This is a genomic window from Microbacterium sp. A93, assembly GCF_051842835.1.
The window spans coordinates 72,139-96,666 of the sequence record NZ_JBPXMT010000016.1 but is presented as its reverse complement, the minus strand read 5'-3'; the positions used below and the strand labels follow the sequence as shown (position 1 = coordinate 96,666).

At 65.6% G+C, this 24,528-nt stretch carries 23 protein-coding genes; 10 read left to right on the top strand and 13 right to left on the bottom strand.

Features of this window, described 5'->3' with window-relative positions:
• Positions 1 to 2 precede the first annotated feature (2 nt).
• From ACSU1G_RS30995 to ACSU1G_RS30980, 4 genes are read right to left on the bottom strand one after another with little or no spacing between them, the layout of a single operon-like run.
• Positions 3 to 773, bottom strand: a complete 771-nt coding sequence (locus tag ACSU1G_RS30995) for an EI24 domain-containing protein (protein WP_439284911.1) — start codon at positions 771 to 773, stop codon at positions 3 to 5.
• Complete coding sequence (locus tag ACSU1G_RS30990; protein WP_439284909.1) at positions 770 to 1,036, bottom strand: Txe/YoeB family addiction module toxin; 267 nt, start codon at positions 1,034 to 1,036, stop codon at positions 770 to 772. Before ACSU1G_RS30990 ends, ACSU1G_RS30995 begins: the two co-directional genes overlap by 4 nt.
• A complete protein-coding gene (locus tag ACSU1G_RS30985; protein ID WP_439284908.1) occupies positions 1,033 to 1,281 on the bottom strand; it encodes a type II toxin-antitoxin system Phd/YefM family antitoxin in 249 nt (82 codons plus the stop codon). The genes ACSU1G_RS30990 and ACSU1G_RS30985 overlap by 4 nt, the downstream gene beginning before the upstream one ends.
• Before the next feature lie 32 nt (positions 1,282 to 1,313).
• Positions 1,314 to 6,014 (bottom strand): Lhr family ATP-dependent helicase, encoded by a 4,701-nt coding sequence (locus tag ACSU1G_RS30980; protein WP_439284906.1) that lies wholly within the window; start codon positions 6,012 to 6,014, stop codon positions 1,314 to 1,316.
• A gap of 66 nt (positions 6,015 to 6,080) precedes the next feature.
• On the opposite strand from ACSU1G_RS30980, the gene ACSU1G_RS30975 reads away from it, so the two are divergent.
• The 3 genes from ACSU1G_RS30975 to ACSU1G_RS30965 all read left to right on the top strand — a co-directional run bounded on the left by ACSU1G_RS30975 (position 6,081) and on the right by ACSU1G_RS30965 (position 10,404).
• On the top strand, positions 6,081 to 6,284 hold the full coding sequence (locus ACSU1G_RS30975; protein WP_439284904.1) for a hypothetical protein: 204 nt from the start codon (positions 6,081 to 6,083) through the stop codon (positions 6,282 to 6,284).
• A gap of 54 nt (positions 6,285 to 6,338) precedes the next feature.
• Positions 6,339 to 7,670: a DUF222 domain-containing protein gene (locus ACSU1G_RS30970; protein WP_439284903.1), complete on the top strand. Its 1,332-nt coding sequence runs from the start codon at positions 6,339 to 6,341 to the stop codon at positions 7,668 to 7,670.
• A gap of 163 nt (positions 7,671 to 7,833) precedes the next feature.
• Positions 7,834 to 10,404, top strand: coding sequence for a hypothetical protein (locus ACSU1G_RS30965; RefSeq protein ID WP_439284901.1), 2,571 nt, complete (start codon positions 7,834 to 7,836; stop codon positions 10,402 to 10,404).
• Positions 10,405 to 10,501: 97 nt separating this feature from the next.
• Here the strand turns inward: ACSU1G_RS30965 and ACSU1G_RS30960 are convergent, their stop codons facing one another.
• Both ACSU1G_RS30960 and ACSU1G_RS30955 read right to left on the bottom strand, forming a co-directional pair.
• The gene (locus tag ACSU1G_RS30960; RefSeq protein WP_439284899.1) at positions 10,502 to 10,684 is read right to left on the bottom strand and encodes a PspC domain-containing protein; all 183 of its coding nucleotides are present in this window, start codon (positions 10,682 to 10,684) and stop codon (positions 10,502 to 10,504) included.
• The gene (locus ACSU1G_RS30955) at positions 10,681 to 12,291 is read right to left on the bottom strand and encodes an ABC-F family ATP-binding cassette domain-containing protein (protein WP_439284897.1); all 1,611 of its coding nucleotides are present in this window, start codon (positions 12,289 to 12,291) and stop codon (positions 10,681 to 10,683) included. The genes ACSU1G_RS30960 and ACSU1G_RS30955 overlap by 4 nt, the downstream gene beginning before the upstream one ends.
• 251 nt (positions 12,292 to 12,542) lie before the next feature.
• Between ACSU1G_RS30955 and ACSU1G_RS30950 the strand changes: the two genes are divergently transcribed.
• On the top strand, positions 12,543 to 12,797 hold the full coding sequence (locus tag ACSU1G_RS30950) for a hypothetical protein (protein WP_439284895.1): 255 nt from the start codon (positions 12,543 to 12,545) through the stop codon (positions 12,795 to 12,797).
• On the opposite strand, the gene ACSU1G_RS30945 is transcribed toward ACSU1G_RS30950, so the two are convergent.
• Entirely contained in the window at positions 12,786 to 13,472 is a 687-nt protein-coding gene (locus tag ACSU1G_RS30945) for an alpha/beta hydrolase (RefSeq protein WP_439284893.1), read from the bottom strand. The two genes, ACSU1G_RS30950 and ACSU1G_RS30945, sit on opposite strands and share 12 nt — an antisense overlap.
• A gap of 36 nt (positions 13,473 to 13,508) precedes the next feature.
• Between ACSU1G_RS30945 and ACSU1G_RS30940 the strand changes: the two genes are divergently transcribed.
• Positions 13,509 to 14,108 carry a DUF4916 domain-containing protein gene (locus tag ACSU1G_RS30940; protein WP_439284891.1) on the top strand — a complete coding sequence of 200 codons (600 nt, stop codon included), beginning with the start codon at positions 13,509 to 13,511 and terminating at the stop codon, positions 14,106 to 14,108.
• 65 nt (positions 14,109 to 14,173) lie between these two features.
• Here the strand turns inward: ACSU1G_RS30940 and ACSU1G_RS30935 are convergent, their stop codons facing one another.
• A complete protein-coding gene (locus ACSU1G_RS30935; protein WP_439284889.1) occupies positions 14,174 to 14,911 on the bottom strand; it encodes an SDR family NAD(P)-dependent oxidoreductase in 738 nt (245 codons plus the stop codon).
• Positions 14,912 to 15,009: 98 nt separating this feature from the next.
• On the bottom strand, positions 15,010 to 16,077 hold the full coding sequence (locus ACSU1G_RS30930) for a threonine aldolase family protein (protein WP_439284887.1): 1,068 nt from the start codon (positions 16,075 to 16,077) through the stop codon (positions 15,010 to 15,012).
• Positions 16,078 to 16,157: 80 nt separating this feature from the next.
• On the opposite strand from ACSU1G_RS30930, the gene ACSU1G_RS30925 reads away from it, so the two are divergent.
• Complete coding sequence (locus tag ACSU1G_RS30925) at positions 16,158 to 17,681, top strand: MFS transporter (RefSeq protein ID WP_439284886.1); 1,524 nt, start codon at positions 16,158 to 16,160, stop codon at positions 17,679 to 17,681.
• Between the two features lie 15 nt (positions 17,682 to 17,696).
• Here the strand turns inward: ACSU1G_RS30925 and ACSU1G_RS30920 are convergent, their stop codons facing one another.
• Complete coding sequence (locus tag ACSU1G_RS30920) at positions 17,697 to 18,338, bottom strand: SDR family oxidoreductase (RefSeq protein ID WP_439284884.1); 642 nt, start codon at positions 18,336 to 18,338, stop codon at positions 17,697 to 17,699.
• Between the two features lie 105 nt (positions 18,339 to 18,443).
• Positions 18,444 to 19,856: a DUF6421 family protein gene (locus ACSU1G_RS30915; protein WP_439284882.1), complete on the bottom strand. Its 1,413-nt coding sequence runs from the start codon at positions 19,854 to 19,856 to the stop codon at positions 18,444 to 18,446.
• A 71-nt stretch (positions 19,857 to 19,927) separates the two neighbouring features.
• Between ACSU1G_RS30915 and ACSU1G_RS30910 the strand changes: the two genes are divergently transcribed.
• Positions 19,928 to 20,377 (top strand): Lrp/AsnC family transcriptional regulator, encoded by a 450-nt coding sequence (locus ACSU1G_RS30910; RefSeq protein WP_439284880.1) that lies wholly within the window; start codon positions 19,928 to 19,930, stop codon positions 20,375 to 20,377.
• A gap of 27 nt (positions 20,378 to 20,404) precedes the next feature.
• Entirely contained in the window at positions 20,405 to 21,631 is a 1,227-nt protein-coding gene (locus tag ACSU1G_RS30905) for an MFS transporter (protein WP_439284878.1), read from the top strand.
• On the opposite strand, the gene ACSU1G_RS30900 is transcribed toward ACSU1G_RS30905, so the two are convergent.
• Positions 21,632 to 22,621 (bottom strand): DUF5937 family protein, encoded by a 990-nt coding sequence (locus ACSU1G_RS30900; RefSeq protein ID WP_439284876.1) that lies wholly within the window; start codon positions 22,619 to 22,621, stop codon positions 21,632 to 21,634.
• Positions 22,622 to 22,701: 80 nt separating this feature from the next.
• Here ACSU1G_RS30900 and ACSU1G_RS30895 point away from each other — a divergent pair, with 80 nt between their 5' ends.
• Together ACSU1G_RS30895 and ACSU1G_RS30890 are read left to right on the top strand one after the other, a co-directional pair.
• Positions 22,702 to 22,989, top strand: a complete 288-nt coding sequence (locus tag ACSU1G_RS30895; protein WP_439284874.1) for a DUF4287 domain-containing protein — start codon at positions 22,702 to 22,704, stop codon at positions 22,987 to 22,989.
• Between the two features lie 42 nt (positions 22,990 to 23,031).
• Positions 23,032 to 24,000, top strand: coding sequence for a 1,4-dihydroxy-2-naphthoate polyprenyltransferase (locus tag ACSU1G_RS30890; protein ID WP_439284872.1), 969 nt, complete (start codon positions 23,032 to 23,034; stop codon positions 23,998 to 24,000).
• A 23-nt stretch (positions 24,001 to 24,023) separates the two neighbouring features.
• Here the strand turns inward: ACSU1G_RS30890 and ACSU1G_RS30885 are convergent, their stop codons facing one another.
• On the bottom strand, positions 24,024 to 24,470 hold the full coding sequence (locus ACSU1G_RS30885; protein WP_439284870.1) for an anthrone oxygenase family protein: 447 nt from the start codon (positions 24,468 to 24,470) through the stop codon (positions 24,024 to 24,026).
• Between the last annotated feature and the right edge of the window lie 58 nt (positions 24,471 to 24,528).

The window sequence follows — 24,528 nt, the reverse complement described above, 5'->3', positions numbered from 1 at the left end:
GCTCAGGCATGGGCGGTCGGAGGCGGCGCTGTTGCTTCTGCCGCGGCCCTCTCGGTGAGTGCACGCGCGAGGATGGTCGATCCTGCGACGGCCGCCGGCATCGCCACGATCGCGCCGAGCGGGACCAGGAAGCACAGTTGGGTTGCGACGCCGAAGCCGATGACCCTGGCGCGTCCGGCGCCGAGCAGTTCAGAGCGAGTGTAGGTCGTGATTCCGCGGGCGTCGAAGGCGCGACTGGTGAGCTCTCTGGCGAGCAGGCGGCCGCTGAGGACAATGCCGGTCACCGATGCGAGCACGCCGCCGACGAGGGGGAAGAAGCCGATCACGAGGGTGAGCAGCGCCACCAGAATGCCGAGCACGACCAGACGGATGCCTTCGCCGACGGTCGTCCAGATCCCGGTCTTGCCGGTGGGCTCGTCGCCACCGAGCGAGCGCTCGACACCTTGCCAAATGCGCTGATAGAAGGGGTCGCCGATCGTGAGAGTGAAGGCGGTGAACACGGCCCCGGCGAGAGCGAGTGCGGCGATGAAGATGACGAAGCCGACACCGATGCGCAGTGTTTCACGCCAGGGCGAGACCCAGCCGTCAGCGAAAGGGGTGATCCAGTCGGTGATCGGTCCCAGGGTGAAGCCCAGCGGAATGAGCGCGGCCAGTAGCAGTGCCCACGCGATGAAGGCGGGGATGAGCCCCAGCGACATGAGTTTGGTGTGGGTCTTCCACATTCGGAAGCCCTTTAGCAGGGTGCCGACGCCGGCGAAGAATTCAGCGATCAATAGTGGTACCTCGCTTGCAGAACTGTCACGTGATTCTCGTCTGCGATGTACACCAGGCGATTCGCCTCTTCGATACGCCTCGACCATGCGCCGGCGAGAGCGTGTCGCAGAGGCTCTGGTTTGCCGATGCCTTCGAACGGATCATCGCGGAGGATGTCCGCGATCAGCATGTTGATGCGCTTGAGGGTCTTTCGATCCTGAGTCTGCCAGTGAAGGTAATCCTCCCAGGCCTCGGCAGTCCACGCGAGAATGCGGGTGGTCATGCGCCCAGCAGGTCATGCTCCTCGGTGCTGCCGTCGCGCGCCGATTCCAACGCAGAGAGCAGACGGCGGGCATTCTTCGGAGAGCGTAGAAGATAGCTCGTCTCTACGAGAGAGTCGTATTCGTCCTTCGACATGAGCACGGCAGAGCCCCGCCGTGAAGTGATCTCCACCTCGGTATGGTCGAGGTTGACGCGCTCGATCAGTCCGAACAGGTCGCGTCGAGCTTCGCTCGTGGTGATGGCCATGTCGCCTCCTACTTGTACCAGAAACGGTACCACTAAATCACCTTGCGCAGCGTGAAGCCGCGGGGAGTCGGTACGAAACCTGCTTCCTGCAGTGCGGTGGCGAAGAGGGTGCCGTAGATCGGCTCGCCGTTGACCTTCTCCACGGTGAGCGTCTCGAGCCTGCGAGCACGGGAGGTGGCCGCAAGGTCGGATGCCGCAGCGCGCAGCACCTGCGGATCGTCGTCGAATGCCAAAACAGTGCGGCCGCCGCGTTCGAGGTAGAGCACGAGCGCGCCGTCGACGAGTACGACGAGCCCACCGGCTTTGCGACCGGGACGATGCGAGACGCCGTCGCGGCGTGGCCAGCCGAGGGCGGCGCCGTAGGGGTTCGCGGGGTCGGTCGCGGCGAGCGTGATGGCACGCAGCGGTGCAGGATCGGCAAGGTTCGCGAAGGTGCGAAGGCGATCGACAGTGGCGGATGCCGCGAACTGCGCAGCGCCCAGCTTCTCGATCACGTAACCACGACGGCAGTGGCCCGCCTGCTCGAAACCGGCGAGGATCCGGTACGCCTGAGCGAAGCCGCCCGGTACGCCCTCTGCCTGCACGGCGCCACGTGTGACGACGCCATAGCGATCGAGCAGCAGACCTGCCGTGACGGTTGCCCGGCGTGCGGCCTCAGCAGGGTCGCTCGCTGAGCCTGTCTGCGGCAAGACCGACCACCGCCCGCCGGTGATCGTCGGACGAGGTGGCGTCTGCCCGGTGAATGACACACCACGGAAGGTGCGGGTGCGCGGCGCCCGCCGCACGGACTTGTGCGCCTGCGATCCTCCGGCGAGCAGCTGGCGCACCGGTGAGAACGTGTCGTTCGTGACGCGCCCAGACCAGGTGAGCGTCCACAGGGCGTCGAGTACGGACTGTTCGTTCTCGGCACCCACACGCTCGCGCAGGTGAGCGGCGAACGAGGCTCCACCTGTGCTGAGCGCCTCCAACAGACGTCCCTCGAGTGAGTCGGCGGCGATCGCATCACCGAGAATGCTCGGCTCTGGCAGAGTGAACGGCGCCAGATCCACCGGATGCAGTGACACCCATCCGTCGCGGCCGGGCAGTGTCCCTTGACCCGCCCACACCACCTCACCGCTTGCGGTGAGTTCGTCCAACAGCGCGGGCGAGTAGTCGCGTACACGAGAGGGCAGCACCAGCGATTCCCAGGCACTCGCCGGGATCGGCACGCCAGCGAACTGCTCGATCACTGCGAGCACGCCGTCCACGCCCTCCAGCGGACGCGTCAGGTGCTGCCAGTCCGGGAGGAACCGGGCGTACGCCTCGGGGGCGACGGGCTCGACGCTGCCGCGGATCGCGGCGAGCGACCGCATCCGCAGACGGCGCAGAACCTCGGTGTCGCACCACTCGTTCTCTGACCCGTTTCCGGATGCTTCCGGCAGGAAGAACCCGCTCGTCACGCGGCCCGCGTGCTCCAACCGCTGCAGAGTATGGCGCGCGACGGCAGCGCCGATCCCGAAACGGGTGGCGACAGCATCCGTCGTGAACGGGCCGTGCGTGCGGGCATGGCGAGCGGCCAGGTCGCCGAGCGGATCGGCGAAGGGCTCCAGGAACGCAACCGGAATGCCGGTGGGCAGCGCGACTCCGAGAGCATCGCGCAGGCGGCCGGCGTCTTCGATCGCCGCGACACGTGCGACGCCGGCGATCGTCACCGGAATCGCCCGGCGTGCGGAGATCAGTGCGTCCAGGTGGGCGGCGGCGGTCCCGAATCCCGGACGCTCAGCGTTCGCGACGGCGAGTTGCCCAGTCGGCTCGCCGTGAGCGGGCGTGTCCGTCTGGGGGTCGGGACGCGAATCATCCAGCCGCGCGGCGACTTCGTCCGCATCCATCGGCCCCAGCATCCGGAGCAGATCGGCGACGCCTTCGAGACCGCGCACGCGGCGCTCGGCGTCGAGACGCTGGGCTTCACGCTCGAACTGCGCCAGCACGTCGGGATCGAGCAGTTCGCGCAGCTCCACGGTGCCCAGCAGCTCGCCGAGCAGTGCCGGATCCACCGACAGTGCCGCGGCCCGGCGTTCGGCGAGCGGCGAGTCGCCCTCGTACATGAAGGCGCCGACGTATCCGAAGAGCAGATCGCGCGCGTACGGCGAGGGCTGCGCTGGTTCCGTCTCGACGAGTCTGACTTTGCGCTCGGCGATGGCGGTGGTGAGGCGGCGCAGCGACGGGAGGTCGTACACATCCTGCAGCACTTCGCGCAGCGTCTCGAGGATCACGGGGAAGGTCGGGTGCCTGCGCGCCACTTCCAGCAGCTGCGCCGAGCGCTGCCGCTGCTGCCAGAGCGGTGTGCGCTTGTTCGGATTCATTCGCGGCATCAGCAGTGCGCGTGCTGCGCACTCGCGGAAGCGGGAGGCGAACAATGCCGACCCACCGACCTCCTCCGTGACGAGATGTTCGATCTCGTCAGCGTCGAAGACGAACAGCTCCGCTCCGGGTGGTTCGGCGTCAGCATCCGGAATCCGAACGATGATGCCGTCGTCGCTGGCCACCGCCGAGCCTTCGACGCCGAGGCGCTCACGAACGCGCGCGTTGACCGCCAGCGCCCAGGGCGCGTGCACCTTCATGCCGTATGGGGAATGCAAGATGACTCGCCAGTCGCCGACCTCGTCTCGACCACGCTCGACGGTGAGGGCGCGGTCGGTGGGGAGGGTGCCAGTGGCTTCTCTCTGCTCGTGCAGATGCGCGAGCAGGTTCATGCGAGCCTGTGCGTCGAGCCCGGCCTCGATCAGGCGCTGCGCGGCCTTCTCCGGAGTGGCGGCAGCCACCTCTCGAGAGAACGCACCGAGCGCCTCACCGAGTTCGTAGGGTCGGCCGATGCCGTCACCGTGCCAGAACGGCACTTTTCCGGGCTGCCCGTACGCGGGGAGCACGTTGACGCGGTCGTGTGTGATCTCGGCGATGCGCCAACTCGTTGTGCCGAGCGTGAAGACGTCGCCGACGCGTGACTCGTAGACCATCTCCTCATCGAGCTCGCCGACGCGCCTTCCTGCGCCCTCGCCGGCGACGAAGACGGCGAACAGTCCGCGGTCGGGGATCGTGCCGCCACTTGTGACGGCGATGCGTTGAGCACCTGGTCTGCCGGTCAGCGTTCCGGCATCCCGATCCCAGACGAGGCGTGGGCGCAGTTCGGCGAACTCGTCGGAGGGGAATCGTCCGGCCAAGAGATCGAGAGTGGCTTCATATGCTGAGCGGGGCAGTGCCTGGAAAGGCGCCGATCGCCTGACGGTCTCGAACCATTCCTCGACACTGATCGGCGCGAGCGCGCAGGCCGCGACGGTCTGCTGCGCGAGGATATCGAGCGGGTTGCGCGGCACGGCGATTGCCTCGATCTTGCCTGCCAGCATCCGCTCGGTCACGATCGCGGTGTGCAGCACATCTCCGCGATGCTTCGGGAAGAGTGCCGCGCGACTGATTTCGCCGACCTGGTGCCCTGCCCGGCCGACGCGCTGAAGGCCGGATGCCGCGGACGGCGGCGCCTCGACCTGGATGACGAGGTCGACCGCTCCCATATCGATGCCGAGTTCGAGACTGCTGGTCGCGACGACGCAGCGCAGGATGCCGGATTTCAGCTCTTCTTCGACGAGCGCGCGCTGTTCCTTTGAGACCGAGCCGTGGTGCGCCTTCGCGAGCACCGGATCTGCGCCGACGGTCGCACCAGCCTGCGCCATCATCTGAGCGGGTGGGGCTGTTGACGCCGGGAGCGGGGCGCCGATGCGCTCCGAGTAGATCTCATTGAGCCTGCCGGTGAGTCGTTCGGCAAGACGCCGCGAGTTCGCGAACACGATCGTGGAGTTGTTCTCGAGGACGCGGTCGACGATCGCCTCTTCGACGTGTGGCCAGACGGATCCGGTCACCTCGGTGTATTCGGCCGGGTCATCGTTCGTGGATGCAGCACCCGGTGGAGGCGGCGGGTTGGACATGTCGTCCATCGGTACGACCACGCTGAATTCGAATGTCTTCGACGCGCGCGGTGCGACGATCTCGACCGGGGCCGAGCCGCCGAGGAAACGGGCAACTTCGTCTATAGGCCGTACGGTCGCTGACAGCCCGATGCGCTGCGCGGGCGCGGCATCCGGTCGTGCCGCGCGACGCAGGGCGTCGAGCCTCTCGAGGCTCACCGCGAGGTGCGCACCGCGTTTGGTGGCGGCGACGGCGTGCACCTCGTCGATGATCACGGTGTGCACGTCGCGCAGCGTCTCGCCGGCGCGGCTGGTGAGCATCAGATAGAGCGATTCCGGCGTCGTGATGAGAATATCGGGCGGGTTCGTGACGAGTTTGCGTCGGTCGCTGGATGTGGTGTCTCCCGAGCGCACGCCGACGGTCACGGTCGGTGCCGCGATTCCGAGTCGGCGGGCGGACTGCCCGATACCGACGAGCGGCGAACGAAGGTTGCGTTCGACGTCGACGCCGAGCGCCTTCAGGGGTGAGATATAGAGGATGCGTGTGCGCGCAGCGCCGGGCTTGGCAGGGCCAGGCTCGGCGAGGCCGCTGGCATCCGCTTTCTCCCGAAACACGCTGTCGATGGCCCAGAGGAACGCCGACAGGGTCTTGCCTGATCCGGTCGGCGCGACGACGAGCGCGTGCTTGCCTGCCGAAATCGCCTCCCAGGCGCCAACCTGAGCGTTCGTCGGCGCAGCGAACGCACCCCGGAACCAGTCTTGAGTCGCCGGGGTGAAACGGTCGAGCACATCGCTCATCTCTCCATCATCGCGGGTGGGGCTGACAACGGTGACTTATGCGACCGACGGGCGCAGAATGGGAGGGTGTTCGTGTTCCCTGACGTGGTTGGAATGATTGTCGCGCTGTTCGCTTTTGCGCTGACAGTCATCGGTGGTGTGGGCGGGATGCTCGCCCACGTTTCCAAGAAGATCGACTCTCGCCTGGAGCGCGTCGAGAACGAACTCGTCGACGTCAAGGTTGCGATCGCCCGTATCGAAGGTCCGCCGCGTCGATTGCAGCAGCTCTGACGCCCGGGCCTGGAGAAATGTTCGAATGTCTGTGGCCCGGTGTTCAATGGAACCATGACCAACTCGACGATGACGAACCCAGCGCTGAACGTGCTGCTGGATGATGTCGTGTCGACGGTGACGACGGTGGATCAGACCATCAATCAGCTTATGGCAGTGAAATCAGCGCTCTTGGCGACGGCGTCGCGAATCGCAGATGATGAGCCGTTCGATTCGGTCGATTCGCGTGAGATGGCACAGCGGGCAGTGGCGACCGAGCTCGGCGCGGCGCTACGGGTGAGTGATCGGACGATCGAGGCCCACATGGGTGCGGCAGCTCGCCTTGTGGAACTGTTCCCCGCGACAGCGGCGTCATTCGGCGCCGGCCGGATTTCGCAGGCGCATGTGCGGGTGATTATGGATGCCGGAGAGCAGATCGAGGATGCGGAGAAGAGGGCCCGATTCGAAGCGATTGTCGTCGCTCGTGCTGAGGCAGAATCTCCCAACCGTTTGCGGCCGTTTGCCAAGCAGGTGGCGGAGAAATTCCGAGAGCGCTCGTTCACCGAGCGGCATCGCGAGGCACGCGAGCGCCGTGCGACCTGGGTGAAAGGGTGCGACGACGGGATGGCAGAGCTGGTGGTCTACGGTCCGAGCGTGATCATCCACGGAATGCATGACCGGGCAACGCAGATGGCCTTCGCGGTGAAGCGGGCTAATGCGAAAGCGGCGAAGGCTGCTGGTGGTTCGGCGCCGGAAGAGACCGCCGACGACTTCGCGGATGAGCGGACGCTGAACCAGCTCCGCGTGGATCTGCTTGCCGATCTCGTACTCACTGGAGTGCCGACCGGCCATGAGACTGAAGACGGGCTGCTCGGAGAGATCCGGGCGCATGTCGACATCACGGTGCCGGTGCTGACACTGACCGACGCCGACGAGCTCGCATCGCCCGCGCATCTGGAAGGTGTGGGGCCCGTCGATCCGGCCACCGCGCGCATTCTGACCGGAAACGTAGCCGGGTTCGACCGAATCTTGACGGATCCGGTGTCGGGAATGGTGCTCGGGGTGGACAGGTATCGTCCCTCCGCGGAAATGCGTCGGTATCTGCGAGCGAGGGACCGGCGGTGCCGATTCCCGGGGTGCAGGTTGGTGGCGAGGCTGTGCGACGACGATCACACGATCGATCATGCGCTCGGAGGCGCAACAGCGCTCACGAACCTGGCCGATTTCTGTCGCCGACATCATGTGACCAAGCACAATACGCCGTGGCAGGTTCGACAACTCGGCGGTGGAGTTCTGGAATGGACCAGTCCCACCGGCAGGATCTACATCGATCGCCCTCCTGGCATCGCGACACACGTCACCTTCGACGACGTCGAAGATCGGATGCCCGTGAAGGCTCCGTTCTGACCGTCCACGATGGCCGATTGAGTTCGCGCTAGCGCGCTGCGATGGATGATCCGAATGTGTAGTCTGGCGCGGCGCGCATTGGTGGATGCCACTCCCAGGTGGTACACAGAAAGGGCACAGGTTCCACCGGAGGGGAGGAGCCTGCTTTTTATTGAGGGGACGCATGAGCGATTCGAATATTGACAACGAGGGCACGGTGCCGGAGGCCGCGGTTCCAGAGGTGGCCGTTCCAGAGGTGACCGTGCCAGCACCACCGGCACCCGTTTTTCCGTCGGCGCCGGTCACACCGGTCACACCGGCTGAGCCTGCCATTGCTGGACCTGCCGTCGCCGGGCCTGCCGCGCCTGCCGCGCCAGCCGTCGCCGCACCCACGCTCACGCCAGAGGTGAAGGGACATCTGCTCCGCGGACTGTCCACGGCAGGTATCGCTGTCGGAGGCGCGTTCGTTGCCGGACTCATCCTGGCAATCGCCGTGGTCCTTACTGCGGGCAGCTCCTTGGGAGATCTTGGTCTGCCTATCTCGGTCGATGCCTTCAGCGGTATCGGCGGCTTCGTGCTCATCGCGTTCACGCTCGCCGGCTTCGTGTTCGGTGGGGAGATCAGCCTGCAGGTCTCCACAGGCATTGGCGGATTCGGTGCCAACGCGGGCGGTGCGCTTTGGGCGTTCCCGCTGACTCTCACGGTCGCGGTCCTCGTACTGCTTCTCTGGTGGAGCATCCGTCAGGAGCGCACTGCGCCGCTGCGCGGCATCCGCAATCGACTGCTCTTCAGCGGCGGAGTGGGGCTCGCCACGAGCCTCGTGCTGGTCATCCTCACGTTGATCTTCACCATCCGGCAGGGCGGCAGCGGCGTCGAGATCGCGATCAGCAGCGCCGGCTTCCGGATCGTGTTGTTCGGCACGATCCTGGTCGGCGGCACGGTCTTCCTCGGCCGCGTCATCGGTGCACGGGCTCGTGCAGGCGTGAACTGGTTGCGCGCCATCGGCGACAGCATCACTGTGCTGCCCAGGTTCGTCCGCGAGGCGCTGTTCTACACGGCCGGCCTCACGTTCGTGTTCGGCGTGATCACCGTGATCTTCGGCACGATCCTCCTGTGGGATCAGATCGGAGCCGGTGCGCTTCCTGTGGTGATCTTCGGTCTGCTTAACCTCATCGGCATCCCGATCATCATCGGACACCTGGGCGGTTTCACCCTGCACTCGGGGCTCGGATCCTTCGGGGGCGTCGAGACGATGACCGTCTTCAGCACCAGCGGCTGGTCATGGCTGCTCGTCGTGGTCGCGCTGCTGTTCTCGGTGGTCGCCGCGGTATGGATCGGAACGCGGCGTCCACGCAAGGTCGGGCTGAACCTCGTCGATGCGTGGAAGTTCCCGGTGGTCATCTTCGGCGCCTGGGTGCTGCACGGACTGTTCACCTTTGGCCTCACGGTCCAGGGCGGAGGCTCATTCGGCAGCGTCGGCGGGAGCGGCACGGCGGGTCTCGCGCTGGCTGTATGGACTCCGGTGGTGTTCCTCATCTGGGCGGCGGCGATCGAGTTTGGCGCGCAGTACCTGCCCGCGATCCTGTACGGTCTCTCGCCGCAGGTGCACGCATTTGTCGCAGGTCGCGCAACGGTCGGCACCTGGGTGGCTGCTCCCGCAGCCGCTGCCGGCGCCGGTGTCGCTGGCGTTCCCGGCAGTCACGACCTGATTCTCGGTGGTGCGCCGCAGGCTGAGGGCGAGGCGGCTATGCAGGCGGTCCCGCCGATTGAACCGCCCAAGCCGCTCAGCCCCGCAGCGAAGAAGGGTCTGCTGTGGAGCGGCATCGGTGTCGGCGCAGTGATCGTGCTGGGCATCGTGGGTGCGGTGGGCGTATCCGTCCTCAACAGCACACGCACGGCGGATGCGGTCGCACTCACCTACCTGGGGCACATTGCCAGCGGAAATGCCTCGGCGGCGAACGCGCTCGTCGACCCGGATGTCTCAAACGCGGCACGCGCACACCTGACAGATGAAGTGTTGAAGTCGGCGACCGAGCGGATCTCCGACGTCTCCGTCCGATCGATCGGGATCGACGGGAGCGACCAGGCTTACCTGGAAGTTTCATTCAAGCTCGACGGAGTGACGCAGGACGGCACCCTCACGGCGGAGAAGGGCGAACATGAGTGGCTCGTCCTCAACACGTGGAAGATCTCCACGCCCCTCGTCCAGAATGTGCGTATCGACGTCGACGGACCTGGCGCGCTGTCGATCGGGGATGTGCCGCTCGACATCGATGAAAGCTCCTCATATCGCAGCACCGAGGTCGCGCTCTACCCGGCCATCTACGAGGTCACGTCTGACGGTGATGGGCTGTACGAGCTCGAGTCCTCGCAGCTGCAAGTCGGTGCAGGCCTGGTTGCGAGCACGTATTTCGTGTTCGCTCCGACCGAGAAGCTCGTCGAAGAGGTGCAGCAGCAGGTGAACACGCTGCTGGACACGTGCGCCGAATCAACCGCGGCTCGGTCCGACGGATGCCCGCTTCGCACGTACGTCTACCCGTCCGACACTCCGGTCGCCTGGACCATCATCAGCTATCCGACGATCGAGCTCACGAGCGACGGGCTACGTTTCTCCGCGGATGGCGGCGAGGCGACAGCTGCATACACCGAAACGAGTTTCGGTTCGTCTGAGGATGTCACGGATGAAGTGTCCATCTCGTTCTACGGTGAAGTCGAGATCTCTGACGGCGACGTGAAGGTGACGTACAGCTACTAGCGACACGTGTGCTGCGCCGGCCGCCCGGATGGTGTCCGGCGCAGCACACACCGACGTCCCGCAGGTCGATCACGGATTGCGGTGATCGCCCGACGGGTCAGGATTCGTTCGGAACGATGATCCAGAGCAGGATGTACGCCCAAAGCGACAGCCCGGCGAACAGCACGGCAAGCACAGTGATCACGCGAACCGTCGTCGGGCTGACACCGAACCGGGTGGCGAGCGCGGAGCACACTCCTGCGATGACGCGACCCTTGCGGGGCCGTACGAGAGGATTCATGCACCCATCCTGCCTCCCGCGACCGTTCGGCAAAACCCCTGCTCGTCGATTTCCAGCGTGAGGTCGAGCTCGAGTCGTCCCAGGAACGCGTCATCGTGGCTCACGACCAGCACTGCACCGCGGTAGGCGCGCAGAGCATCGACGAGTTGATCGACCGTGTCTAGATCGAGATTGTTCGTCGGTTCGTCCAGCACCACGAGGTGTGGTGCGGGGTCAGCCAACAGCAGCTTCGCCAGCGCAACCCGGAAGCGCTCACCGCCAGACAATGTGGCTACTGGACGGTCGCTCGTGTCGCCGCGGATCAGGAATCGCGCCAGACGATTGCGCAGGTCTTTCTCGGGAATGCTCGGCGCAGCCTCGGCGATGTTCTCGACTACCGAACGGGATTCGTCGAGCCCGTCGATGCGCTGCGGCAGGTACCCGATCCGGTCGGTGTGGGCTTCAGCGATGAGAGCGCCGTTTTGGCCGCCGTCCACCAGACGCTGCAAGAGCGTCGTCTTGCCGATGCCGTTGCGACCGATCAGCGCCACTCGCTCCGGACCTTGGATCACCCAGGACCGCTCTCCATCGCTGATCGTGGCGATGCGTCGAGAGCTCGACACACCCGGATCGGGCAACTCGATCTTCATCGACGCGTCGCCGCGCACCCGTCGACCGGCCTCGTCGAGCGCAGCGCGCGCGTCATGCTCCTTCTCCGCGACCTCGGTGCGCAGCTTTCCCGCCGACACCTGGGCAGCCATCTTCCTGCCGTTCGCGATGATCTTCGGCACTCGCTTCTCAACGAATGCCTTGTTGGCCATGCGCGCGCGGCCCGCGAGTTTCGTCTCGGCCTCGATGCGCTGGCGCTTCTCCTTCTTCAGGCTCTGCTTCGCATCGCGTTCGGCCTGACGCGCAGCATCCTGCTCGGCATCCAGCCAGGCGCGCCATGCGGAGTATCGCCCGCCGAACACGCTCAAGTTGTGCGCATACAGCTCGGCCGTGTCATCCATCAGCTCGAGGAGTGACACATCATGGCTGACGACGATCAGCGTTCCCTTCCAGGAGCGCACCATGTCGGCGAGCTTTGCGCGAGCATCGCGGTCGAGATTGTTGGTCGGCTCGTCCAGCAGCGTGATCGGCGCGTGCCGAAGGCGGATGCCTGCAATCGCGACGAGTACCGCCTCACCGCCGGAGAGTTCACCGACGCTGCGGTCGAGGAACGATGGATCGAGGCCTGCCTCGGCCAATGACACCTCGGCGCGTGCCTCGATGTCCCAGTCGTCGCCGACCGCGTCGAAGTGCTCCGATGCGACGTCGCCGGCGGCGATGGCGCGGACGGCGTCGAGGGCATCCACGACGCCGAGCAGCTCAGCGACTCGTCGATCGGTGTCGAGAGTGAGGCGCTGCGGCAGGTACGCGACGTCACCGGTGGTGGCGATGTATCCCGTTGTGGGGGTCAGATCGCGGGCGATCAGGCGCAGCAGCGTGGACTTGCCTGAGCCGTTGCGGCCGACCAGGCTGGTGCGTCCGTCGCCGAACGATCCGGTGAGCCGGTCGAGTGCAGTGGAGCCGTCCGGCCAGGTGAATGAGAGGCGGTCGAGGGTGACCGATGCGTGAGGGGTGTGCAATGACAATGGGTATCTCCCGAAGATGTGCGGATGCACTGACACGGGTCGCCGCTCGACGCCGAGAAGGCGGAGGCGAAACCGGTGGGAAGGATCGTCGTGTCAGCGCGCGGAAAGAGGAGCGCGGAGGCGACAGATCAGATCAATGAACTTCCAAACACGGCGGACAGGACTCGTCGATGCTACCCGGGCGTGTCGCGAATGTCCACCGTCCGGAGGATGCCGCGGCGTCTGAGACCTCGTACGGTGGAGTCATGGCTGACAACGAGATGAGCGGCAGCGAGATGCGCCAGCGACTGAGTTGGGGTGCCGGCATCGCCATTGGCATGGGTGTCGGCGTCGCCACGGGGTCGGCGTTGGACAACATGGGCGTCGGAATCGGGATCGGCATTGCGATCGGCGTGGCTTTCGCGATTGCGATCGGCTCAATCGGGCGGCGCCGCAGGCCGAAGGCCGATGACGCCGTTGAAGACTTTCCCGACGAGGATGCTCCGGGCTCAGCCCGCTGAGTCGTCCCGCCACTTCTCCAGAAAGATCTTCACGTCGAGCAGTTCGGCCTCGGAGATGCTGTGGGTGAGGCCGGGGTAAACGCGTCCGGTGAGCTCTGAGTGGCCGGGTAGCCACTGCGATGTGTGTGCGATCAGGGGCGCCGGAATCACGTCATCGTTCGTGCCTCGGCCCCAGAACACCGACGGGCGCGATTCTTGCAGTGCCTCATCATCTGGCAGATCACCGGGTGAGGCGTAGCCACTGAGGGCGACGACAGCGCCGAAGCGCGCAGCATCCAACCGCAACGCCTGCAGCGACACCGCGGCGCCCTGTGAGAAACCGAGCAGCGCGATCCTCGGCGATTCGCCGGCCTGGGCAGTCGGCACATTGCCGGCATGAGCATCCAGCCAGTCGAGCACGGCGCGCGCGGCGTGGGTTACCGCATCCGGATCTCGACCATTCAGGCCGTCGATCGGATACCACGAGCGACCAGGCGCCGGCCACGGCGGCGTCAGAGGGGCAGCGATCGACGCCACGGCGATGCCCTCAGGAAGATAGGGAACGAGCCCGAACAGGTCATGCTCGTCGGCGCCATAGCCATGCAGCAGCACGAGTAACGGCAGTCCGTTGCGGGTGTCGGGAGCCCAGCGCGTAGCATCCGCGTCGAGTGTCAGGTTGTCGCTCACAGACACCATCCTGCCAGCGAGCGCGGACACTGGTAGAAATGAGACATGGCGGTGCGCACACCAGATCCGGATCCCGAGGGCTCCGATGACGATCTCTCTCAGTTCAGCGAGTTGCCTTCAGACGCGACTAATCCCGGATGGCTGAGCGAGGTCGAACTCGCCGAGGCGCGACGACATATACCCATGCTGTACGTCGAGGCGATTCCGGTGCGCACCGATGGGGCAGGAGTGGTCACTGAGATCGGCATCCTGTTGCGCTCCACGCCGATGGGCGAGATGACTCGCACGATCGTCTCTGGACGCGTGCGTTATGGCGAGCCGGTGCGCGATGCGCTGTTCCGGCACATCGAGAACGATCTGGGGCCGATGGCCTTCCCGCTGCTGCCGCCGCAGCCGCTGCCGTTCACCGTGGCCGAGTACTTCCCGATTCCTGGGGTCAGCGCCTACCACGACGACCGTCAGCACGCGGTGTCACTTGCGTTCGTCGTGCCGGTTACCGGCACCTGCGAGCCGCGTCAGGATGCGCTCGAAGTGACCTGGTTCTCTCCGGAGGCGGCGGCATCCGATGCAGTCTCTGCCGAGATGGAAGGAGGGCGCGGCACACTCATCCGCCACGCCCTCGCGAGTCTGGGTCTGCTGCGCTGACTCACCCCGCCGGCCAGCCCGCCCGCCGCGCTGCGGGCGAGCTGGAGTTGGGGCGGGGTGAGAACCTAGCCGGCGGTCACGCCACCATCGGCGACGAATTCCGCACCGGTGGCGAAGCTGGCGTCGTCACTGGCGACGAAAGCGATCATCGCTGCCATCTCCTCGGGCTTGCCCAGGCGTCCCATCGGCGTGCCAGCGATCAGCATGTCGCGGTCGGTGTCGCCGAGGATCGGGGTGTCAATGAATCCGGGGTGCACGGAGTTCACGCGCACACCCTCCTTGGCCCAGCCCAGAGCCGTGGTCTTGGTGAGCAGACGTACGGCACCCTTAGCTGCGTGGTAGGCCGGGCTCACGCCCGACCCGACGATCCCGTACATCGAGCTGATGTTTACGACCGAGCCGTTGCCGCTCTTCTTGAGTGCCTCACCTGCGGCCTTCATGCCGAGGAACACGCTGGTCTGGGTGACGGCGACGACCTTGTCCCAGGTTGCGAGCGAGGTCACCTCGATCGGCTCGGTGTCGCCGATGCCGGCATTGTTCACGAGGACGTGCAGCCCGCCGAACGTATCGACGGTCTTTGCCACGGCGTCGATCCAGCCGTCTTCGCTGGTGACGTCGAGATGGATGAAGAGGCCCTTGCCACCGGACTTCTCGATCTCAGCGACGATCTGAGCGCCCAGGTCATCCTGCACGTCGGCGATCACGACCGTCCCGCCCTCGGATGCGATGCGCAGCGCTGTCGCCTTACCAATTCCGCTGGCGCCGCCGGTAACCAGTGCAACGCGGCCTTCGAAACGAGTCATGATCTCCTCTTTCCTCAGTGAACGACCGCCAGCAAGGCGCTGCGGCCGTGTATTGAGTACAACGAAAAGACCCTAGTTTCTATTCCAATGAATGGATACTAGGACGTCGTGAGCCGGCCGATCTCGGCGATAAAGGCATCCACATCGCTCTCCTGCGTGTCGAAGCTGCACATCCAGCGCACCTCGTTCTTCGCGGCATCCCAGTCGTAGAAACGGAACGACTCGCGCAGCGTGTCGGCGACGCCCTCGGGCAGCGTCGCGAAGACGCCGTTCACTCGCGTCTCCTGGGTGAACTCGACACCCCGGATCGTTCCCCCGAGAAGCCCCGCTTCGATGCCGGCGCGCAGACGTGCGGCCATCGCGTTGGAGTGGCGCGCGTTGCGCAGCCACAGATCGCCCTCGAGTAGCGCGATCAGCTGTGCGGAGATGAAGCGCATCTTCGAGGACAGCTGCATGTTGTACTTGCGCCCGTAGATCAGACCGGCGGATGCTTCGGGATCCAGCACGACGACCGCCTCGCCGAGCATGGCGCCGTTCTTCGTGCCGCCGAAGCTGAGCACATCAACCCCGGCATCGCGCGTGAAGGCGCGAAGCGGCAGGTCGAGGGCCGCCGCGGCGTTGGAGAGTCGGGCACCGTCCATGTGCAGGCGCATGCCGTGGCCGTGCGCGTGATCGGCCAGCGTGCGAATCTCCTCGGCCGTGTAGAGCGTGCCGAGCTCAGTGGACTGTGTGATCGAGACGACCAGCGGCTGCGCGCGGTGCTCATCGCCCCAGCCCCAGGCCTCGCGGTCGACGAGTTCCGGAGTGAGCTTGCCATTCTCCGTCGGCACCGTGAGCAGCTTCATCCCGCCGATCCGCTCCGGGGCACCGCCCTCGTCGACGTTGATATGCGCGGTGGATGCCGTGATCACCGCACCCCAGCGAGGAAGCATCGACTGCAGGCCGACGACGTTCGCACCGGTGCCGTTGAACACCGGAAAGACCTGGATGCCGTCGCCGAGGTGGCCGCGGAAGACCTCCTGCAGGCGCTCGGTGTACTGGTCCTCGCCGTACGCGACCTGGTGTCCGTCGTTCGCCGCGGCGATCGCCGCGAGGACCTCGGGGTGGATGCCGGAGTAGTTGTCCGACGCGAATCCCCGGATCGCGGGGTCATGCAGTGTGCTCACCGAACCAGCCTATGTCGGATGCTCGAACGAGTGTCGAAGTTGCTCTGTCGAATGTCGGCGGCGATGATTATTCTCTCCCTATGGAGCCGAAGACGGCAGCAGCCGACCAAGCGAAGATGATCGCGCACCGCGCGTTCGTGAACGTCCTGGTCAACACTCTCATCGCCAATGTGACGACGAGCTTCTTGTGGTTCGCTCTGACGTTCTGGGTGTACATCGAGACGCAGTCAGTGCTCGCGACGGGCATCATCGGCGGCGCCTACATGCTGTTCGTGGCGTTCTTCGCGATGGTGTTCGGAACGATCGTTGACCGACATCGAAAACATGCGGTGATGGTGCTCTCGAGCGTGGTCTCGGCCGTGGCCTTTGCGGTGGCGGGCGTGCTCTACCTGTGGCGACCGGAGTCTGATCTGTTGAACCTCGGCGGACCGTGGTTCTGGCTGTTCGCCGGCATCATCCTGTTCGGCGGTGTGATCGAGCAGTTGCGCAACATCGCGCTATCGACGACGGTCACGCTTCTCGTCGAGGAGGAGAAACGCGCGAACGCGAACGGTCTGGTCGGCACGGTGCAGGGCATCGCGTTCATGGTGACGAGCGTGTTCTCGGGGCTGTCGATAGGTCTGCTGGGCATGGGCTGGACGCTCGTGATCGCGATCGTCGCGATGGGTGTGACATTCGTGCACCTGTGGTTCATCCACATCCCCGAGAGCAAGCCGCATCCCGATCCGAATGCATCGAGCGCCTTGGACTTCCGCGGCAGCGTCACGGCGATCCGGCTCGCTCCTGGGCTCTTCGCGCTGATCATCTTCTCGACGTTCAACAACCTCATCGGCGGTGCGTACATGGCGCTCATGGACCCCTATGGGCTGACGCTGTTCTCTGTGGAAATGTGGGGGATCGTGCTGGGCGTGACCTCGACCGGTTTCCTGATCGGCGGGGCCATGGTGGCCAAATTCGGCCTCGGCAAGAAGCCGATGCGGACCATGCTCCTCGTGGTGATCGCGATGGGGCTGCTGGGCGCAGTCTTCATGATCCGCGAGTGGTGGCCGTTGTACGCGATCGGCATCTGGCTGTACATGGCGCTGGTGCCGCCGGTGGAAGCGGCAGAGCAGACCGTGATCCAGAAGGTCGTGCCGTTCGAGCGGCAGGGCAGGGTGTTCGGGGTCGCGGCGGCGATGGAAGCCGGTGCCGCGCCGATCACGGCGTTCATGATCGCGCCGATCGCGGAGTTCCTGATCATCCCGTATATGAAGACTCCGGCCGGTCAGCAGCGCTGGGGCTGGCTGCTGGGCGAGGGGGAGGCCCGCGGCATCGCACTGGTCTGCTTCTTCGCCGGAATGATCATGGTCGTCGTCGGCATCCTCGCCTTCTTCACGCGCTCGTACCGCAGGCTCACCGAGCTGTACGCACACGCGCCTGTTCAGCAGATGGGCGAGGCAGATGCAGGCTCGGATGGTGGGGGTACGGGTACGGGTACGGGTACGGGTACGGGTACGGGTGCGGGTACGGCTACCTCTGGTGCGGATGCGGGTGACCAGGTTGCACCTGATGTCGGGCCGCCGGTGCGCGGGTTCCCGCCGTCGATCCCCGAGCCGCGTCAGTGAGCGCGTCCGCGCGGCTCAGGCCAGGTCGATCACCCGGTCGTTGAGCTCGGCGGCCTCCGCTGCCCAGAGACTCACGACGGCACGCGCGAGCGACTCCGGATCGAGCGCCTTTGCGCGGAAGATGACGGATGCTGCGCGCAGCGGCTCGCCGGAATCCCGAGCACCCTTCGCGAACCCCTGCGCAACGGCCCTAGCCCAGGCTTCACTCGCAGCCTTGACCGCAGCGTAGTTCGCTCCTCCTGCGAGCGGCCGCGCGACGGCTACGGAGGACACGATCGCGAAGCGGCCCGCATCCGAGGCGCGCAGCGCCGAATCGAACGCACGACTCGTCGCACGCACAGCCTGGAGCGCAGGGAGCAGTGCATCGAAGTCCTCATCGGACTGCCCGGCAAGACCTCCGCCTCCGCGCCAGCCGCCGACGAGCGAGATGACGCCGTCGACCGGGCCGAGCCGCGCGGCAAGCTCGGTCATCGAGGCAAGTGACATGGCATCGGCCACCTCAACCTCCGCGCCAGCATCCCGAAGTGCGGCAAGCCGCTCCGCCGAACGCCCAGTCGCGACCACTCGGGCGCCCGCTGCGATCAGAGCCTGTGCGACTGCCAGCCCGGCCGCACTCGTCGCGCCGGCGAGCAAGACAGTGCGCCGTGACGCACTCACCTTGCACCCCCGAGCGCGAACCTCGGAGATGTACGCATTCTTCGGACGAACTGATCCGAAACGTCCGAAGAAGCTGAACTTCTCCGAAGATGCCGCACGCCGCATTCACTCATCGCTGCCACGGATCCCGGCCGTCGACTCGATCACCGGTCGCATCTTCTTCTCCAGCGCCTCGAAGAACATCGACAGCGGAAACTCATCGTCCAGCACTTCGTCGGTGTAGCCCTTCGGCATGCCGGCGAGTACGTCATCCGACAGCCCGCGCGCCCAGACCGAGGCGGGATTCGGCGCCAGCACGCCGCGAACCAGCTCGTACGCCGCGAGCCAGTGCGCCTTCTTCGGCCGATCGATCGAGCGCCAGTACAACTCGTCGATCGCATCGCCGAGCGCGATCACCGCATCCGGCACCTCGGGCCAGTCGAACGTGAGCTGCGTGTCGGTCCAGTGCAGCACGCCGCGCTGATGCAGCCATGCGAACAGCAGCTGCCCGCCGAGCCCGTCGTAGTTGCGCACGCGCGAGCCGGTGATCGCGAAGCGGAAGATCCGGTCGAAGATCACGGCATACTGCACGAGAGACGCGTGCTCGCACATCTGCTGCTCGATGGCCGACAGGTCATCCCGCGCAGACAGCCGCTTCTGAATCGCCACCGACTCCCGAAACGCGGTCAGGTCGCAGCGCAGCTCTTCCAACGAGTACAGGAAGTACGGCATCCGCTGCTTGATCATGAACGGGTCGAACGGCAGATCGCCGCGCATGTGCGTGCGGTCGTGAATGATGTCCCACATCACGAACGTCTTCTCCGTGAGGTCCTGGTCATCCAGCATCCGCGTCGCATCCGCGGGCAGATCGAGCTTGGTGATCTCGGATGCCGCGCGCACCACACGCCGGTAACGCGCAGCCTCGCGGTCCTGGAAGATCGCACCCCAGGTGAAGGTCGGTATCTCGCGCATCGCGACGGTTTCGGGAAACAGCACGGCCGAGTTCGTGTCGTAGCCGGGGGTGAAGTCGATCAGCCGCAGCGAGACGAACAGCTTGTTTCCGTAGTCTCCGGCCTCGAGTTCGGCAATGAACTCGGGCCAGATCGCCTCGACGATCAGCGCCTCGACCAGCCGGTCCGGCGAGCCGTTCTGCGTGTACATCGGAAAGATGACGAGATGGCGGATGCCGTCAACCCGGTGCTGCTGCGGCTGGAACGCGACGAGTGAGTCGAGGAAGTCCGGCACGCCGAATCCCCCCGCAGCCCACCGCTCGAAGTCTGTGATGGATGCCGCGAGGTACTCCGCATCGTGCGGGAAAGCAGGCGCCAGCGCCCGAATTGCAGCGGTGATCGCCGCGACGTGCGCGTGCGCGGTTTCGTGAGCACCAGGGATCGACCCGTCCTTCACCTGCAGCTCGCGCAGCGCGATTGCGGCATCCTTCATCTGCAGCCACGCCGCAGAGGTTTCGGCAGCGCGGGCATCCTCGACGACCTCGGGTTCGCCGATGATGGCATTGAGCTGGGCGGGAGTTGTAGACATCGGGACCTCCGATCGCGAGTATGGCGGAATGTTTACGGTTGAATCGATGATTCACCGATATTCTTCCACTTATGGAAGATGCTGTCGACCGTCGGATCATCACCGAGATCTCGCATGATGCGCGGGCCACGCTGGCGCAGCTCTCGGAGGCCGTCGGGCTTTCGAGTTCCGCCGTGCAGTCACGGCTGCGCAGGCTCGAATCCCGTGGCGTCATCACCGGCTACCGGCCGATCCTCGACCCGGAGGCGCTGGGCAAACCGCTGGCGGCGTTCATCGAGATCACGCCTCTGGACCCCGCCCAGCCGGACAATGCGCCCGAACTGCTGGAGCCCATCGCCGAGATCGAGGCGTGCCATTCGATCGCGGGCAATGCGAGCTACATGCTGTTCGTCCGAGTGGCTTCGCCGCGGGCGCTGGAGCAGCTCGTGAGTGATGTGCGCCTCACTGCGAACGTCAGCACGCGGACCACAGTCGTGCTGCAGACGTACTACGAGCACCGGCCGATCGCCGTCGAGGAATGAAGGTCCGGTCCCCAGTACGATTCTCTTGTGTGCTCTCGCACGCGCTCTGAGGGGACCACGATCATCACCATCCGTCTGCGGCGGCTCGCTCTCGCTGCACTCTTCCTCGTTCCCGGTATCGGAATCGCTTCCTGGGTCACCCGCACCCCGGACATTCGCGACCTGCTCGGCGCATCGACGCTGGAGATGGGGCTCGTGCTGTTCGGGCTTTCGCTCGGCTCGATGCTGGGCATTCTCGTGTCGGGGCTGCTCGTCGCACGCTTCGGAGCGCGTCCCGTCATCGCGGCGGGCGCGAGCACGATCGTCATCAGCATGCCGACGATCGGCGTGGGTGCGGGGCTCGGCGAGCCGTTTCTTGTCGCAGTGGGGCTCTTCCTTTTCGGCGCGGGCATGGGCGGCGGAGAAGTCGTGCTCAATGTCGAGGGCGCCGACGTCGAACGGCTGACGGGTCGATCATTCCTGCCTCAGATGCACGGATTCTTCAGCCTTGGCACCGTCATCGGCGCGTTGATCGGAATGTTCGCCACTGCATCCGCCTTCCCTGTCCAACTGCACCTGATTCTGGTGGGCGTCGTCGCACTTCTCGCGGTGATCTTCTCGGTGCCGCGGATCCCCGCGGGAACGGGGCGCGTCGAGCGCACCGCATCCGGAGCCGTGCGCCGTTCGAACACACACCTGTGGCGTGATCCGACCCTGCTGCTGATCGGTGTCATCATCCTGGCGATGGCACTGGCGGAGGGTACGGCGAATGACTGGCTGCCGCTGGTGATGGTCGACGGGCACGGGTTCGATGCGGCATCTGGATCAGCGATCTACGCGGTGTTCGCAGCCGCGATGACGACCGGTCGGTTCATCGGAGCATGGTTCATCGACCGTTTCGGCCGGGCTGTGGTGCTCTGCGCCAGCGGAGTATTCGCGACGATCGGCCTGGCGATCATCATCTTCGTAGACGGTCAGGCGGCGGCAACGGCGGCTGTGATTCTCTGGGGGCTGGGGGCGTCCCTCGGATTCCCGGTGGCGATCTCAGCGGCGGGAGATTCCGAGGTCGATTCCGCTGCCCGGGTGTCGCTGGTTGCCACGCTGGGGTATGTTGCGTTCCTCGTCGGTCCGCCTGCGCTCGGCTTCGCCGGTGACGAGTTCGGACTGCGTGCGGCGCTGATCATTCCACTGGTGCTCGTCGCGCTAGCCGCGGTTGCTGCGGTCGCGTACGGGCGACGGATGCGCGGCGCGGTCGAGGTCGAGCGCGTGGCGTAATCATAGACGGGCTCCGATCATCGCCTCGCCGAGCGGCGTGCGGGTGTGCAGCATCCGATTGCCGTCGCGTTCGCTGGCGATGAGCCCGCACTCGCGCAGCACCGTGAGGTGATGGGATGCCGTCGACACTGCGACACCGGTATCCACAGCGACCTGTGACGTGGTGCGTGCAGCGTGAGCGGCGAGCAGAATGTCGGCGCGGGCCGGGCCAATCAGCGCGCTGAGCGCTTCTGCTGTGGATGCCGGATCGCGCGCCCATTCGGCGGTGACACCGCGTGCGGGGTAGAAGAGTGTGGGCTGCGCCGGCGGCTCGGTCAGCACCATGCATCCCCATGACGACATCACCGATGGCACCAGTACGAGTCCGCTTCCGCGGCAGTCGACCTGCTCGCTGTGCACGCGCATCTCGACGCGCACCGCGCCGTCGCCCCAGCTCACCTTCGGATCCAATCCCGCGGCCATCGAGGCCAGTCCATCAGTGGCGATCGTGCGAGAGCGGACCGCGATGTCTGCGCGCAGCATCCGCTCCAGCTGCGTCCATACTGGCTCGAGCGACGCTGCCCATACTTCTTCCCAAGCGTCCGCGATCTGCGCACGCGCACGCCGTGGGTCGGAGCGCATCGCACGCAAAAGCTGCTGCCGATCACCAGACGAACGCAGGATCATCTTGTCGAGGTCGACGCGCATCGGGCCGAGGTCTGCCACGCGCAGGGCGGCCACCTCGTCTGTCGGAGTCAGGTCCCACCGCGGCGTCGTGGTGAGGAAATCCGGGAGATAGCCGTCGCTGCCGATCACCTGGCTGAGCAGGGCGAAGGCATCGCGGGGGAGTCGCCCGCGCGCATCGCGTAGCCATCCCCACATCAGCGGATGCTGCGCTGGCCGCAGCAGGATGCGCACCGCGTGCGCAAGTTCGTGGCCGGGAGAGACGCCAAAGCGCACCGCCTGGATGTCGCCGGGGCTGAGATGGAAGTCCACGAAGTTTCGACCCACATCGAAACTCTAGGAGACCCGGCACGATCCGTCGAGAGTGGAGACATGAACAGCAACATTCAATCTCTGAAGGAGTAACCATGTCTTTCCAGGCATACCTCGACAACATCGAGACCAAGACCGGACTCACCCCTCGCCAGTTCATCGCCCTCGCCCGCGAGAAGGGGTTCGACGAGACCACCAAGGCGACGCCGATCATCGCCTGGCTGAAAGAGGACTACGCGCTCGGCCAGGGTCATGCGATGTCGCTTGTGCACGTGATCACCAAGGGGCCGCAGATCAGCGTCAAACATGTCGGGTCCGGTGGCACGCATGCGGATGCGACAGACACGTTGTGGCTGGACGGCAAGGACAGCAACCCGAACTGATCGGGTTCGGCAGCCATCGGCAGGCGGACTAAGATCCGTACCGTGGCAGCATCCTCGAAGCGCAAGACGTCGGCACCCAACCGGAAGCCGGTTCGCACCAGCGGCAACCCCGCCAGACGGCCCATCGTCGAGGCCCCGCCGATTACTGCGCGTGACTGGATCGGCGCTGCGCGCCTGCGCACGCTTCCCCTCGCGATCGCTCCGGTCATCATCGGCACCGGCGCTGCCCAGATCATCGATCACGAACTGCACTGGGTCATCGCGCTGGCCTGCCTCGCCGTTGCGGTGCTGCTGCAGATCGGCGTGAACTTCACGAATGACTACAGCGACGGCATCCGCGGCACCGATGCGCACCGCGTGGGGCCCGCCCGCCTGACCGCCTCCGGTCGCGTGAATCCGCGCTCCGTGCTCAAAATCGGTTTCGTTTTCTTCGCGCTCGCCGCGATCGTGGGGCTCACGATCGTGATTCGCACCGGTCAGTGGTGGATGCTGGCGGTCGGCGCCGCGTGCATCATCGCCGCGTGGTTCTACACCGGCGGCAAACGCCCATACGGATACTTCGGTCTCGGCGAGGTCTTCGTCTTCATCTTCTTCGGGCTCGTCGCCACACTCGGAACCACGTGGGTGCAGGCGTTCTACCTGCCACAAGAAGCGTGGATCGGTGCGATCGCCGTCGGGCTCTTCGCCTGCGGTGTACTGCTCGCCAACAACCTGCGCGACATCGACCAGGACCGTGCGGTCGGAAAGCGCACGCTGACGGTGCTGATCGGCCGCCGGGCGACGCAGGTCGTCTACACCGTGTTCATGGTGGTGCCGTTCCTGCTGTCGAGCTTCATCGCGCTGCTGTACCCGATCGCGTGGCTCGCACTGATGGCTCTGCTGGCTGGCATCCCGGCGATCATCATCGTGTGGTCGTACCGCCAGGCGCGCGAACTGGTCGTCGCCCTCGGCCTCACATCGCTCACCGCGCTGGTCTACGCCGGCGCGCTGTACTGGGCATTCGCCGGCTGATTTCGACTGGCCGGCCCGCAACCTCAGACGAGGGCGGCGACGAGCAGGATGAAGGCGGCGATGATGACGACGAGCCGAACGTAATGGAAGCGTTCCCAACGCTGTAACAGCTGCTTCCAATCGGCAGGCCGGTTCTCAGGGGTCCACGTCTTGTTCAGATTGTTGATCGGGACGAGCAGTAGAACCGACATGACCACGCCGAGTATCAGCAGCGCGCCCGCAGTGGCCACGAGTCCGGTGCCAGGGCCATGCCATCTGGCGACTGTCCAGACCGCGACCAGGACGAGTGAGCCGATGTACCAGACCGGCATCACCGCGCCGAGCATCCGCCCGGCGTGGGCATGGCCGCGTTGTCTGCTGTCGTCGGGGAGCGCGTTGAGGATCCGGTTCAGGACGAAGACGACGGAGAACTCCACCCCGACCATCACGCCGACGGCAACGGTGGAGACGACTTCGAGAACATTGAGCATGATGACTCCTGATCTAGTGCTGCTAGGTAGCAAATCGATGCTAAACATAGTTTCGCTT